This window comes from Varibaculum vaginae (assembly GCF_900604285.1).
GTDB lineage: Bacteria > Actinomycetota > Actinomycetes > Actinomycetales > Actinomycetaceae > Varibaculum > Varibaculum vaginae.
The window spans coordinates 18,768-33,455 of sequence record NZ_UWNY01000001.1 but is presented as its reverse complement, the minus strand read 5'-3'; the positions used below and the strand labels follow the sequence as shown (position 1 = coordinate 33,455).

Genomic DNA, 14,688 nt, shown 5'->3' with positions numbered 1-14,688 from the left:
CCAGGAAGTAATTGTGATTGGAGATCACCTTTTGCAACAGATCATCTGTGATGGGCAGATTTGGTAAATACGTCCTCACTATAAATTTTGGTTTATGCCTGGAGGGCGCAGAGCATTGGAGACATTTTAGTTTCGGTTTCTGCTAGTTCGCGTTGCGGATCTGAATCTCCCATGATTCCTGCTCCGGCAATCAGGCGATAGGTGTCAGCGCGAGCAGGGACACGCTGCGCGCACCTTAAGGCAATTGCCCATTCTCCATCGCCAGTAGCGTCCATCCATCCAATCGGGGCGGCATAGCGACGTCGATCCATAGCCTCTAGCGCAGCCAAGCGCGCGGCGGCAACTTCGCGCGGTTTTCCGCAAACCGCCGCCGTGGGATGGAGCGCCGCCGCCGCACGTAGAGAGGTAACCGCGTGGTGTGCTAGGTTTTCGGCAGTAATGTCGGTCGCTAAGTGGGTAACATATCCCAGGTGTAGCAGGCGCGGGGCGGGTATTTCTAAATCTAAGTTCAGGTCAGTTAACGATTCCTGGGCGCTTTGGACTGCCAGCCGATGCTCAAGTTGCTCTTTAGGGGCACTAAGCAGGCGCTGCTCTTGGGAAGGAATAGCTGAGCCTGCCAGGACACGGCATAGCAATTTCCCTTCGCTCACACTCGCAAGCATTTCGGGGCTGACACCCACCAGATCACCGATTGCATAACTCCAACAACCGGGGTATTTTTTCGCCAAGTATGTGGTAACCCGCACCAAAGAAATATCGCGGTCAAAGCGCAGTTCTTTGTCGCGGGCAAGTACGATTTTTTCCGCCTGTCCGGCACGGATTTCCTTAGACGCATGGCTTACTGCGGCCATCCATGCTTCCGGGTGCAAATGCGGATATGCTTCCCGCAAAACTCGCGCGGATCCGGAGGAGGGGAGTGGGGAATCCTTAGGGATAGACACGGTGGCTGACTCAGTGTTTTTAGGTGTGTTACCCCAGCTTCCTCGAACAATTTCTTGTCCCGCCTGCCAGCGAGCCTGCCATAACCAGGTATTACCGCCACTGGAAACCACCGCTAAAGCTGGAACTAGCAGCAAGGAAGGGGTGGAGGAAGTAAACCCGAAACTGCCCAAAACCAGCGGCCAGTTGATTTTTTCTGCTTCTAAACAGCAGTTTTTCCCCGCTTCCCCCTGCCGTAACCTGGCAGCTACAGGGGACATCTCTTCCCCGCTACCAGTAGTATCTTGAGCGTGCTCGCATAAATCCCGCCACGCTTCCTCGGCAGCAGTAAAACTGTTTTCCCCGCTAAAATGTGCCTGCCAAGCTACACCTGAACCTGCTAACTTAAGCCGTTCTCCGCTCCAAACCGTAAGTTCGTTGCGGTTAGCTGCGGCAGGTGAAAGTAAATGTTGGTTTTGCTCTAAAAGTGTTATTACCTGCTCAAAGTCGCAATCATCACCGCTTAGCAGGGATACACGGTATTGCAAGACTCCGCTCGCGGGCAGGCTAGAGGAACACACGATTCCCCATAATAAGCCAGGAATCAAGCGGACACTAACCTCCCTGCCTTGCACGTTCCCCCATCGGCGTTCGCAGCCTATTTTTCTCTCCCCTAAAACGAATAAAAATGGCTTGCGGAAAATGTGAAACGCTTGCAATCGCCGATTTTCAGCAACATAATTAGATAAAAAGGAGGAACTATGGCGAACACATCTGCGGTTTATGCCCGCATCGATACCAGATTGAAAGAGCAGGCCGAAGGGATATTGACGCAACTAGGAATTAGTCCTTCAGCGGCGATCCAGATGCTTTATAGCCAAGTAGTCATGCAACAAGGTATTCCGTTTACTCCCCGGATTACTTATCCGCTTCCGGTTGCCATCGGAGGGATGACTCGCGAGGAAATCGACCGCGAACTTACCAAGGGAATTGCCTCAAAGCAGCAGCAAGGGTTAACTCCTGACGAAGTCGATCAGGCTCTAGCGGCAGAGTTTGATTTATGAGCGCGAAATTCACAGTGTCTTATACCCGTGCTGCCTATAACGATTTGCGCGGGATTACTTCGTATATTTCCTATTCTTTACTTGCGCCCGAGTCTGCTAAGAGACAAACCGAGAGCATTAGGGAACAGATACGAGATTTAGACACCTTACCGTTGCGCTACCCGCTTGTTGGGTGGGAGCCTTGGCGCAGCATGGGAATACGCAGAGTCATAACGGGTAAATACGTTATTTTTTATGAGGTAGATGAAGATCAAGAAAAAGCTGAGGTAATCCGCGTAGTCTATAGCGGTAGAAATCTCAAAGAAATCGCGAAAGATATTGGAAAATAGGCGAGAAATCTACGTTCAGATGGCAATTTTTGTCCAGTTAGAAAAATCTTACTGGTCTGCTCTAGGAATAGGAACGCGTTCCCAATATCGTAAGGGACATATAAGTAGAGCTAAGTGTACATAGAACGGTCTACCTCTGCCCTGTATAAGGATTTCTTGAAGAGGGCGCAGGAATCAAGTGGACACTAACCTCCCGGGAATATCGGCAGCGGATCCTAAAATATCAGGCTTACTCATGGAATCAGTCACAAAAGACCATCGATTTGCGAATCTGGTTTGACCAGCAATAGGGGGGCTAGCTAATTTAAATCATGGTGCCCGCGATACCGGGCTCCAGACTAGCCAGAATTTCTGGCACGGGCTCTTCTCCGTTGAGCTCCGGACGTTAAGGGTAAATCAGTTAGGCGCGATCCGCTGATTACCAAGGCCAGCATTTTTGCCGCCTTAACCTTGCGGACCGGCCCCGGCGGTGTAGTGTGCCCGCGTTTGGGGTCGATATTTCGGTACCGCGTGGCAAGTGTTTCGACATTAAGTAACAGGAGAAGTAGTGCCTACCATCCAACAGTTGGTCCGCAAAGGACGCTCAACTAAGAAGGCGAAGAGTAAAACTCGCGCGCTAAAGGGCTCGCCCCAGCGTCGCGGAGTTTGCACTCGTGTGTACACCACCACCCCGAAGAAGCCGAACTCGGCATTGCGGAAAGTGGCGCGTGTCCGTCTGTCCAGCGGCATTGAAGTGACCGCTTACATCCCCGGTGAGGGACATAATCTGCAAGAACACTCCATCGTGCTGGTACGCGGTGGGCGTGTAAAGGATCTGCCCGGTGTGCGTTTCCATATCGTACGCGGCGCGCTTGACACCCAGGGTGTGCGTGACCGTGGCCAGGGTCGGTCTAAGTACGGCGCGAAGAAGGAGAAGAAGTAGTATGCCTCGTAAAGGTCCAGCTCCCAAGCGCCCTTTGGCAGTAGATCCGGTTTACAACTCGACCATCGTTACTCAGTTGGTCAATCGGGTGCTGCTAGACGGCAAGAAATCCTTGGCGGAACGTATTGTTTATGGCGCACTTGAGGGCGTGCGTGAACGTACCGAACAGGAACCGGTTAGCGTGCTAAAGCGCGCTCTGGAAAATGTTCGCCCCGCTCTAGAGGTACGTTCTCGCCGCGTCGGTGGTGCCACCTATCAGGTGCCCGTGGAAGTACGTCCCGCACGGGCTACCACATTGGCACTGCGGTGGTTGGTTGACTTTTCGCGCCAGCGCCGCGAAAAGACCATGACCGAACGCCTCATGAACGAAATTTTGGATGCTTCTAACGGCCTGGGTGCTGCGGTGAAGCGTCGTGAAGATATGCACAAGATGGCGGAGTCCAACAAGGCTTTCGCTCATTACCGCTGGTAACTCTAACCGGAAGGAACGATTGTGGCATTAGAAGTGCTTGCTGACCTATCTAAGGTTCGCAACATCGGCATCATGGCTCACATTGATGCTGGTAAAACCACTGTAACCGAGCGCATCCTGTACTACACGGGCATCAACTACAAGATCGGGGAAACCCATGACGGTGCCGGCACGATGGACTGGATGGAGCAGGAAAAGGAACGCGGTATTACTATTACCTCCGCGGCAACTACCTGTTTCTGGCACGGCCAGCAGATCAACATTATTGACACCCCTGGTCACGTCGACTTCACCGTAGAGGTAGAGCGCTCCCTGCGCGTCCTCGACGGAGCCGTGGCAGTATTCGACGGTAAAGAGGGCGTAGAGCCGCAGTCTGAAACCGTGTGGCGTCAGGCCGATAAATATGACGTTCCCCGGATCTGCTTCGTCAACAAGATGGACAAACTGGGCGCGGACTTCTACTACTCAGTAAAGACTATTGAGGATCGGCTACATGCTAAACCGGTAGTTATGGTGCTGCCGATTGGCGCTGAATCCGAGTTCAAGGGCATCGTCGACCTGCTGGAAATGCGGGCGGTTTACTTCCCGGAGACTTTCAGTGCCGAGCAGGCCGCAGCGGCCAACAAGAAGGGCGCGAAGGTATCAGAGGGTGATCCCACTTTGGGTGCGGTTCTCGAGTACGCGGAAATTCCTGCCGATCTGCAGGATCGCGCAGAAGAATACCGCGAAAAGCTGATTGACGCGGCGGCAGAAGCCAATGACGAATTGATGGAGGCTTACCTGGAAAACGGGGAGCTAACCAACGAGCAGATTATTGCGGGTATTCGCGAACTCACTTTGAAGAGCGAGATTTACCCGGTGTTCGCGGGCAGTGCCTTCAAGAACAAGGGTGTGCAGCCGGTTCTGGATGGGGTTCTGCGTTACTTGCCCTCCCCGCTGGACGTGCCGCCTCTGGAAGGACACAGCCCCAATAACGAGGAAGAAGAAATTCTTTGTCCTCCGGACGAGAACGCCCATTTCGCGGCGCTGGCATTTAAGATTGCCGCGCACCCGTTCTATGGCAAGCTGACCTATGTTCGGATTTACTCCGGGCATATCAAGGCAGGTTCTCCGCTGATGAACGCGACTAAGGGTCGGCGTGAACGCGTCGGCAAGATTTTCCAGATGCACTCCAACAAGGAGAATCCGATTGAGGTCGCACACGCTGGGAACATTTACGCGTTCGTGGGATTGAAGGACACCACCACTGGTGACACCTTGTGTGATAACGAACAGCCGGTCGTTTTGGAATCTATGAACTTCCCGGATCCGGTTATTCACGTGGCAATCGAGCCGAAGACCAAGGCCGACCAGGAGAAGCTAGGCATCGCGATTCAGCGCCTGGCCGAAGAAGACCCGACCTTCACCGTACGCCTAGATGACGAGACTGGCCAGACCGTGATTGGCGGTATGGGCGAGCTGCACTTGGACGTACTGGTTGACCGGATGAAACGTGAGTTCCACGTGGAAGCTAACGTGGGCGCGCCGATGGTTGCGTATCGCGAAACTATCCGCAAGACGGTCGAGGATGTGGAGTACACCCACAAGAAACAGACCGGTGGTTCTGGCCAGTTCGCTAAGGTACTGGTTACTTTCGAGCCGCTTCCCACGGATGCGGAAGAACCGTACGAGTTTGTTAACAAGATTACCGGTGGACGTATTCCTCGCGAATACATTCCTTCGGTAGACCAGGGCATTCGCGAAGCCATGGAGGGGGGCGTCTTGGCTGGTTACCCGTTAACTGGTATTAAGGCGACCTTGACGGATGGTGCCTACCATGACGTTGACTCTTCGGAAATGGCGTTCAAGATTGCTGGTAACATGGTTTTGAGGGAGGGCGCTCGCCGCGCTAAGCCCATTTTGCTGGAGCCGATTATGGCCGTTGAGGTTCGGACCCCAGAAGAGTATATGGGCGACGTGATGGGCGATCTTTCCTCTCGCCGCGGATTTATTCAGTCCATGGACGATGTCAATGGAGTGAAGGAAGTTCGGGCAAAGGTTCCGCTGTCGGAAATGTTCGGGTATGTGGGTGACTTGCGTTCCAAGACGCAGGGTCGCGCCGTTTACACGATGCAGTTTGACAGCTACGATGAGGTCCCCCGCTCAGTTGCTGAGGAAATCATTGCTAAGACCCGAGGCGAATAGCCCTCGCGGGTACCTTTTAAATTATTAAAAATCACAGAAAAACCCGTAGGAGATCATTCGCGTTGGGTGTTAACCTTTACTTTGACAACCAAGCGATAGATAACTACCCGAGTCCAGGAGGACATTAAGTGGCTAAGGCTAAGTACGAGCGGACTAAACCGCACGTTAACATTGGTACTATTGGGCACGTTGACCACGGCAAGACCACCTTGACCGCGGCTATCACCAAAGTGCTGCACGACACCTATCCGGAACTGAACGAATTCACTCCTTTCGAGGACGTAGACAACGCTCCGGAAGAACGTGAACGGGGGATTACCATTAACGTTTCCCACGTGGAATACCAGACCGAGAAGCGTCACTACGCACACGTGGACGCCCCCGGTCACGCCGACTACATCAAGAACATGATTACCGGCGCGGCGCAGATGGATGGCGCCATCCTGGTAGTAGCGGCAACTGACGGCCCCATGGCTCAGACCCGTGAGCACGTACTGCTCGCTCGTCAGGTGGGCGTGCCCGCCATCCTGGTTGCGCTGAACAAGTGCGACATGGTTGATGACGAAGAAATGCTGGAACTGGTAGAGGAAGAATGCCGCGACCTGCTGTCCAGCCAGGACTTTGACGGGGATAACGCCCCTGTAGTCCACGTTTCTGCTTTGAAAGCGCTGGAAGGCGACGAAAAGTGGGTTGGCCAGATTCAGAAGCTGATGGAAGCGGTTGACGAATACATTCCGGAACCGGTTCGTGATCTGGACAAGCCGTTCTTGATGCCGATCGAGGACGTCTTCACTATTACCGGTCGTGGCACCGTGGTTACCGGTCGTGTGGAGCGCGGCAAGCTCCCGCTCAACTCCGAGGTCGAAATCCTGGGTATTCGCGAACCGCAGAAGACCACTGTTACCGGTATCGAGACCTTCCACAAGTCAATGGATCAGGCCGAGGCTGGCGACAACACCGGTCTGTTGCTGCGTGGCACCAAGCGTGAAGACGTAGAACGTGGCCAGGTTGTAGTGGAGCCCGGTTCGATCACCACTCACACCAAGTTTGAGGGTCAGGTCTACATTTTGAAGAAGGACGAGGGTGGCCGCCACAAGAGCTTCTACTCTGGCTACCGTCCCCAGTTCTACTTCCGTACCACCGACGTTACCGGCGTTATCACCCTGCCCGAGGGCAAGGAAATGGTTATGCCTGGCGACACCACCGAGATTTCGGTGGAGCTCATTCAGCCGATCGCTATGGAGGTTGGCTTGGGCTTCGCTATTCGTGAAGGTGGCCGCACCGTTGGTTCCGGTCGCGTAACCAAGATTGATCTGTAAACTAAGTTTTTAGTTTAAGTCGTGCCCCGAGAGTTTTCTCTCGGGGCACGACTTTTTTATTTGGGTTCTGCCTGAGCGTGAGGCAATTCCTTGGTTGTAAACTAATATGAAAAGTTCCTTAAAAATTCGCCATATTTCGCTTGCGTCGTGGAAATTACTTACTGTAAAATCGACGCGGAAATAAAAGTACTGTCCCCTTGCGTATTGTTGGCCCTTTTATAGGGGGGGAGCTTTTACAGGTGATGATGTTGGGTGTGACATGGTAATACATAGCAGATCAAGAAAACTCACTGCAGTTTTAACTATGCTCGGGTTGATTGTTGCCCTTATACCGGTAGTGGTTTTTGCATTACCCAAAGCTGAGGGAGCCGACACTGATGTCAAACATCCTGTCATAGGTAGCGCCGATGATAAATTTCCTGCCGATCCGCCTCGGGATTTTAAAGATCAAGATATTAAGAGTGCTGGTTCAGTGGCTTTAGTCTTCGAGTTTGGTTCTTGGTACGGCTATCAAACTATGGGCGGCTCTATTCCAGGAACAAATTGGAATACTAGCTGCCCGGTAAATTACGGCAAGAATATACCTGAGGAAAGAAAAAGGGTTATGCCCTCGGGTATGTGTAGGAACTGGGATCAAAATCAAGCAGTAGCCAACGTGATTGCACCATTAAAGGGCTCTCCTTTATCTGTCGGTATTTATCACTATGCTCGTAAAATGGATGAAGGGGTTTACGGGAATAATACTCCTGATTTGCGCGCTACATCCCTTGCTGATGAAGCTGGATATCAGCGGGTTATGGACAAGATCTGGTCTTTGGACGCCACGAATGGTAAAGGTGGTAACTTAAGTACCGCTTTCGGGGGTAATACCGAGTGGGGTTTGGGCAAGCTTTACCGTGATATGTATCTCTATCAGCAACAGGAAAAAGCGTTGCATCAGGGGGATCCGAATTACAAACCTCGGCCTCTCTATTCTAAAATTATCATTTTTTCCATGGCTGACCCGCACTGGCATTTAAGTAAATCTACCCAGACTCAATGGAAGGGGTGTCGACAGCTCGGACCTATCAGCCAACGGACTAAGTGGAATGTCTACCACGACCCCGAAGGTCGATTTGTTGATGATCCTGACAACATCGATTCAGACTGGTTGCACGATTGCAACTGGGCTGGTGTTCCTTTGGAGATGAATCCGGGGCGTGCTGGAGCTTTGGATGTGGCTCGTATGATTCGTGGCATGGGTGCCGACATTCGAACCTTCGGGATGGGCGATTGGGTGGATCGCTTTAAAGTAACTGGTCATAAGTCGTCAAGCCGGCACTATTATCTACGTGCCTTGACCGGAGAGTTTCCCGACCGCGGCAATCCCCTAGATCCCTCAGATCCGTCGGATCCTTATTTCCAAAAGGAAAGTTCGGAAAATACCACCAGTACGGACACGTATCAGTATGTGCGTTTCCCTTCAGATAATGGTGGCGTCCCGAGTGGCTACTTTGGGGTCAACGGTCGTTACTTTAAGGATCCTGATTGGGACGATTTAAGAAACGGTACTGTCGAGAGACGTCTCGGAGATTGGGTTCTCGAAGATAGACATCTATCTATTACTTCCGACATGGTCGACGGGGATTTTAGATTCGTTAAACCTGTCGAAAAACAAAAATTGTACTTCACTCCGTTAGATCACCCTGATAGGCGGCAAAACTACTACACCGGTGTAGATGGCCGTATGGTTTTGAACCTTACCAAGGCGGAAATGACTAAGGGAATTGAGATCCGGCAGGCCAGTAGAACTGATGACTCTTTGCTGACGCAGTTCCAAAAACATAATGGGCGTTGTGCTGGATTTAACAAAGGCACCAAAAAATTTGAGGAATTCGCGCCCGAAAACCTTGAAAAAGATGGGCAGGGACGTGCTGGTTTCAAGATTACTGCCGGGCAAATCGATCAGTACGTGTCCATAAAGTGTTCGACTTATTCACGTCCTTTACAGAAAATGCAGTTCGTAAAAAGAGCTGAAGTAGCCAATGAACAAATCCGTTACGAAGTAGGCGGATATCCTGGAAAGAACAACGCAGTCAGTTATGAATTTAAATGGGAATGTAAAGATCCTAAAGCAGAAAATCCAGAAGCTGTAGTTACCAGTGGTACCGCGGAGCGTAAAGTACACGGCCTGAATGTGATTGCAACATTGGATCCCATCAACATTAATGATGGTAAACCTATGCCGGTCGGCACCCAATGTATTATCAAAGAAACCCTTAATTTGCCTGTTGGATATGACCTTGCTAAAGCGAATGGTTTATTTACCTCTAATACGTCTTTAGAGGGTAAAAATTTCGAAATCAACACTAAGGATACGGAAAAAAAGAAAGATAACGAGGGCAAGCAATCGGTATCAAACAAGATCGTTGGTAACCTAAAGCTTTACGATTCCAACACATCCACCGAAAAGATTTCGAAACTAATCTCGCACACCGTGTATTCCTCGGTACGCGCATCAATTAAGGTCTATGTAAACTTCACAAATTCTCAGAATGACCCAGGACTAGCCGCGCGCATAAAGAAGGGGACGCTTCCCAAGAAAATTCCGGTATATTACAACTGCCGGTTTATGCCTGATCCCACTAAACCACCAGAACTACCGGAAAAGAACCAAGGAGCTTATCCCGGTTTCGTAGGCGTAGACTGGGTTGGGGTTCCCACTGATGGCAGAACTAGCTTTACGCTAGGACTAGATAAAGCTGGTAAACCCACCTGGCCAGTAGGTACTCACTGTCTGTTCTCAACGGTTCCTCCCAATAAAAATATTCACGGCCCGAATCCTAATATTGGGGCACCGGTGAATCTGCCGGGGGTTATTACCAGCGACACTTATGAATCTACAGTTTGTGCCTCTGATGCCCTGAAAAAACCGACTAATGTAAAGAAATGTCGAAATAACTATTTCTGGGTGCACTCCGGAGGGGAACAAACCATTCGGCTGTACCAAGATCTCAAACGTTTAACTGGAAAATTACAAGTAACCAAGGAATTAGCAGGCGAAGCCTATAGGCAAGGTGTCGGAGCCAGCTTCCCCTTTGCTGTTGAATGTAAAGACGGTGACACCGTGATTCCCATTCCCGGGCACGATTCTAACATTAATAATCGGGACGGTAAGTTTTGGGTAAGAAGCACGGCTCCTACCATCATTGATGGTATCCCTGCTGGTACTGACTGTAAGTTAACGGAAATCGAGGGACGTAGTCAGCTAACTAACGCTAACGTAAAAGTCCCCGATCCTATAAGCATCTCTCCCATTACAGACGTTACTGAACCTAAACCGGTAACTATTACAAACACTGCTACCTATAAACAACGTGATTTGCAGATTACGCACAAGATTAATTGGGCTAATCCTGTCCCTGGAACTGATCTGCAGAATGTTTTGAAGGAAAAGGATAATGTAATTTCGGTAGCATGTACGGTTCCTGGGGATGCTCCTCAGCCGGTACGCTATGTAACCATTAAAGGAGAGGGGAACGCTACCGTTCATAACGTGCCCCAGGGGTCAGTGTGTACGTTACAGTCATCTCCACAAGGAATTTCTAACCTCAAGGTCAACTTTGACTCTGCGCCACAGGAATATACCTTGGCGTGGAACAGCTCGGGAGAAGCTCACGTAAATACTACCTATTCGTTACCTGAAGCCGGTAAATGGTATTTACATACGGTAATTAAAACTCAGCCAGAATACCAGGCTTTGCGAGCCTTAACCCCAGAAACGGCACAGGCACAATTCCCTGATTTATATTCCGGTAAAACAATAAATCACAACATTAATCTGCGAGATGGTGGGAAAACCGAAATTACTTCGGAATACGGTATTCCTTCGAGTAAGGAAGTAAAATTTATTGCTCCAAGACTTCCAGAGAATTTAATTAATAAAATTGATCTGAAATATGCTTTCGTCGATGATGAAGCGCAAGCTCTTTCTCCCGAAGAGTTCGCTAAAGTTGCCAAACTTACAACTCCAGATGAAGGTCAATCTAAGATTGATCACTTGTACGTGTGGTTAAAGATGAAGAACACCACTGCCCACTTCAGCACCCAAGCAAGCATATGGACTTCTAAGAACGCGCAGGCGGTGGCGGATGCTGATAAGATTCCGGTTCCAAGCTCGTGGCGGAATGCGGCTTTAGGGATCTCCTCTAACAGTGCAAAAACAGCTAAACTACCGGTAAATGTTGAATGTACCTTGGGGTCTGGACAAACCCAATCTACGGTCACTTACTTAAGTGAAATCTCAAATGACGGCTCATTTACGTCAGTTAATATTCCGGCCGGATGGGCCTGTAAAGTTAAAGTATTAGAAGACGCGGTTAAAATACCAGGCACTGACTTAAAATCCGTACACTGGAATGGCCAACAGGATAGGCAGGCAACCCGCGAAAATAGTGGCGGTTTAGATGAACCTGCTGAGGGAACCAGCTATATTCATAGCTGGGTTTCAGATTCAGCGCAATATATTACTTTAAAACGTGACTATCGGATGCAGTTGTCCTCTTTTAACCTAAAGAAGAAAGTAGGCGGTGAAGGCGTTACCATTATTTCCGGTGATAAACAGTTCGAAATTAAATGGAGCTGTAAACTTAACGGAGCAGATATTGCTATTCCTGCTCCGCGTGAAATTGGTTTAAAAACTGATGCTCAAAAAAGCTTCGGGGATGATCTTCGGTCTCGGTTAGCCACACTAGAATCAGAATCTAGAACCGCTATGGGGCGTTTTGAACAGGGTGAATGGCATGTAGTTGATGCTTTGCCGGCTGGTTCAGTATGTACCCTTACCGAAAGCCCTAAAGTGGCCCAAGAGCCGAATACTATTTGGGATCACTATTGGGAAATCACTGGTGGGTATCGTTCCCGCGAACCAGCTTCTGCTTGCGAAGCTAGCTCCGGAAAATGTAGGCCCGCAGATGAAGGAAAAGTGGTTAAAACACAGGTGTTATTGCCACGTGACGTTCCTGCCAAGGCTAATCCGTATTTTAAGGCCAGCGATAATCCCAAAGATACTGCAGGGAACCCGAAGAATCCGGTTGTTCCGAGTGTGTTCCCGGAGAACTTTGCCGGCACTATGGTTCCCTGGAACAACTACACCTTCCAGAAAACTGAAATAAAAATTAACTTAAAGAACACTGGAATAGGGGCGGAGCTCGCTAAAGGTCAGATCTTTAAAGCACGTTTGTATTGTGTGCCGCCGCCGCTAGTAGGAGGCGAAGAGGAGGGTTTGCCGTCCAGTGCAGCCGCAATCAAAAAGAACGAAGTCACCTTTAAGGAAAGTTCGGATACTCCGGGAACATGGGAAAGTGCTATCACCAGCGATAAAATTCCTGTCGCCTACCGCTGTGTACTTAAGGAACTGGAGTTTCCCGAGTTTGACGCAAAAGTAACTACTACCATTACCAAAGATGCGACACAACCCACTCAAACTGCTGATAAAGATGGAGTGACCCAGTTATTTGAATATGGTAAGCCTAATGCGCAAGGGGAAAAAGCGTCGCAAGCTAAAGATGACAAGAATCTGAATTTGCAGCCTGGCGATAAACAAATGCTGGCATTTATTGTGCACCCAGATTTGGTTAATGACGCTAGGGCAACGCAAAAGCAATCTATCTTTACTATTGAAAATAAATTTGAGCGCCCGGCAGCGAAGCTTATGGTGCAGCAGAAGGTACGAAAAAATAATGCCGGTTCCTATATGTCAGTGGGGCAGGCATTAGTAGACAAGAAAGAAGTTTCCTACACCGTTAAATACAAGTGCACCGATAAATATTTGAAAGATTCGCAGGGCAAAGTAAAAATATATCAGGGTTCGTTGGATCTGGGTGCTCCTACCGACAGCGACGGTGCTTTAAGCACTAAGAAGTATTCCTTACTTTCGGATACCAAAGGTGGAAACTTTGTTCCTGCCACATCCAGTTGTGTGGTCTGGCATGAAAATAAACCCGGTAAAGACCCGATTGATAAATACAAACCTAATCTATATCTGAATCCAAGTGCGTTGGTTAAAACTGAGGGAGCAAATGACCAAGAAGAAAAACTAGGGACAGTTCCAACCCCGGACCAACTGAAAGTCGCTATAAACTACCTGGATCCGCAAGGTACGAAAGAGACTACCATTACTTTCGAAGACTTCTACCTAGTGCCGTTAGAGAATTATCGGATTGGTACGGCAGTAGAGGGGACGCGAAGTGAGGAAGCTCTGGCGGATAAGACCGGTAAATTCCCGCAGGTTACCTACCGCTATTCCTGCAAATACCCCGACTATTTGCCAACTCCCAATAACGGTTATAAGGAAGTAAAGGGGATTCTTAACGAAACAATTACGAAACCAGTCAGCGAAAAAACAGAGTCGGAATCGCAAGCCGACCCTAATAAGCCAACTCCTGGCTCCACCGCTGACGGAACATCTCCGGAAACTCATACTGCCACCCCTGGCGAGCCTAATACGCAAATTGAAAGTGAGGAGTTTGTCGAGTTACCACAGGTGCCAGTAGACACGAAATGTACCGTTACTGGAACTAAAACCACTTCAAATCAACCTTATTTGAAAGTTGCTGCTAACTGGTTGCCTTGGTTTGGGAACCAGTTCCCTACTAAAGAAAAGCTAGAAAAGGCTACAGACAAGTCGCTAATCAAAGATAAGCAGTTCACGATAACTTTGGGGCCAGTACCCAAGGATCCAAATCAGACAGGTGAAACTGAATCCCAAACTGTTAAACAGGGCGTGGTGCTGTATACGGTTTACAGCAACGGCACCAAGGTGCGTATCTATAAGGCAACGGCTCCTAAGCCTGACGGACAGGTGGTACCGGGCGCTACCTTCTCCCTACATGAGAGAAAGGTAGACGGAAGTGCTGGGGCGGAGATCAAGCTGAACCCAGTTGAGGGTCAGTCAGGCGTGTATGAATCGCAGACCGAACTGCCTCCGGGTACCTACCTGATGGGTAACACCAATGCCGGTACTAATGCGGGTGAAAGGTTCCCCTTCGCCTGGAAGTTCGACATCGCCCTAGATCCCGCCGATCAGAAAGCGGAGCAAGACACCAAGGTTACCCTCAGTAAGGAAACTGGCAGTTCAGGTCTAGTTGCTGCTTATGCGCCAACCGATCAGGTCAAGGCCTGGCAGATTGAATTAGCAGATGTAAACTTTGGAAGTCTCCCCTTCACCGGTGGATATCTGCCCTGGTTGTGGCTGGTGGGGATTTCCTTGGTGGCTGCTTCGGCAGCCGTGATGTGGCATCGGAGGCACGAATGAAAGTAGTTCATTGTGCATGCCTGCCATGCGTACCCGCGGGGTGGATGCTTGCTGCCTGGAGACAGTCTTTAGCTCGTGAAAGATTATTTCGCTCCGGTAGCGACCCCAGATTCACAGGGGGTAACGCGTAAACATCCTTAAACAAATTAGTTCAGAAAATTTTCCAACGTAAATAAATAGAAAAAC

8 protein-coding genes are annotated in these 14,688 nt (G+C 49.8%); 7 read left to right on the top strand and 1 reads right to left on the bottom strand.

What is annotated here, in order from left to right; all coding sequences use genetic code 11:
- Positions 1 to 92: 92 nt before the first annotated feature.
- Positions 93 to 1,553 carry an isochorismate synthase gene (locus EFB02_RS00145; RefSeq protein WP_147471004.1) on the bottom strand — a complete coding sequence of 487 codons (1,461 nt, stop codon included), beginning with the start codon at positions 1,551 to 1,553 and terminating at the stop codon, positions 93 to 95.
- Between the two features lie 126 nt (positions 1,554 to 1,679).
- Between EFB02_RS00145 and EFB02_RS00140 the strand changes: the two genes are divergently transcribed.
- The 7 genes from EFB02_RS00140 (at position 1,680) to EFB02_RS00110 (ending at position 14,502) form a co-directional block, all read left to right on the top strand.
- Entirely contained in the window at positions 1,680 to 1,982 is a 303-nt protein-coding gene (locus EFB02_RS00140; protein ID WP_122819288.1) for a type II toxin-antitoxin system RelB/DinJ family antitoxin, read from the top strand.
- Positions 1,979 to 2,311, top strand: coding sequence for a type II toxin-antitoxin system RelE/ParE family toxin (locus EFB02_RS00135; protein WP_122819286.1), 333 nt, complete (start codon positions 1,979 to 1,981; stop codon positions 2,309 to 2,311). The genes EFB02_RS00140 and EFB02_RS00135 overlap by 4 nt, the downstream gene beginning before the upstream one ends.
- 547 nt (positions 2,312 to 2,858) lie before the next feature.
- Positions 2,859 to 3,233, top strand: coding sequence for a 30S ribosomal protein S12 (gene rpsL, locus EFB02_RS00130; RefSeq protein ID WP_022864284.1), 375 nt, complete (start codon positions 2,859 to 2,861; stop codon positions 3,231 to 3,233).
- 1 nt (position 3,234) lies between these two features.
- Positions 3,235 to 3,705 (top strand): 30S ribosomal protein S7, encoded by a 471-nt coding sequence (rpsG, locus tag EFB02_RS00125; RefSeq protein ID WP_022864283.1) that lies wholly within the window; start codon positions 3,235 to 3,237, stop codon positions 3,703 to 3,705.
- 21 nt (positions 3,706 to 3,726) lie between these two features.
- On the top strand, positions 3,727 to 5,889 hold the full coding sequence (gene fusA / locus EFB02_RS00120) for an elongation factor G (RefSeq protein WP_122819284.1): 2,163 nt from the start codon (positions 3,727 to 3,729) through the stop codon (positions 5,887 to 5,889).
- Between the two features lie 128 nt (positions 5,890 to 6,017).
- Entirely contained in the window at positions 6,018 to 7,208 is a 1,191-nt protein-coding gene (tuf, locus tag EFB02_RS00115) for an elongation factor Tu (protein ID WP_122819283.1), read from the top strand.
- 304 nt (positions 7,209 to 7,512) lie between these two features.
- A complete protein-coding gene (locus EFB02_RS00110; RefSeq protein ID WP_122819281.1) occupies positions 7,513 to 14,502 on the top strand; it encodes a DUF5979 domain-containing protein in 6,990 nt (2,329 codons plus the stop codon).
- Positions 14,503 to 14,688: the final 186 nt, after the last annotated feature.

Coding starts and splice junctions, on each gene's coding strand:
- EFB02_RS00140 (WP_122819288.1), top strand. CDS start 1,680: ATGGCGAACACATCTGCGGTTTATGCCCGCATCGATACCAGATTGAAA.
- EFB02_RS00135 (WP_122819286.1), top strand. CDS start 1,979: ATGAGCGCGAAATTCACAGTGTCTTATACCCGTGCTGCCTATAACGAT.
- rpsG (WP_022864283.1), top strand. CDS start 3,235: ATGCCTCGTAAAGGTCCAGCTCCCAAGCGCCCTTTGGCAGTAGATCCG.
- EFB02_RS00110 (WP_122819281.1), top strand. CDS start 7,513: ATGCTCGGGTTGATTGTTGCCCTTATACCGGTAGTGGTTTTTGCATTA.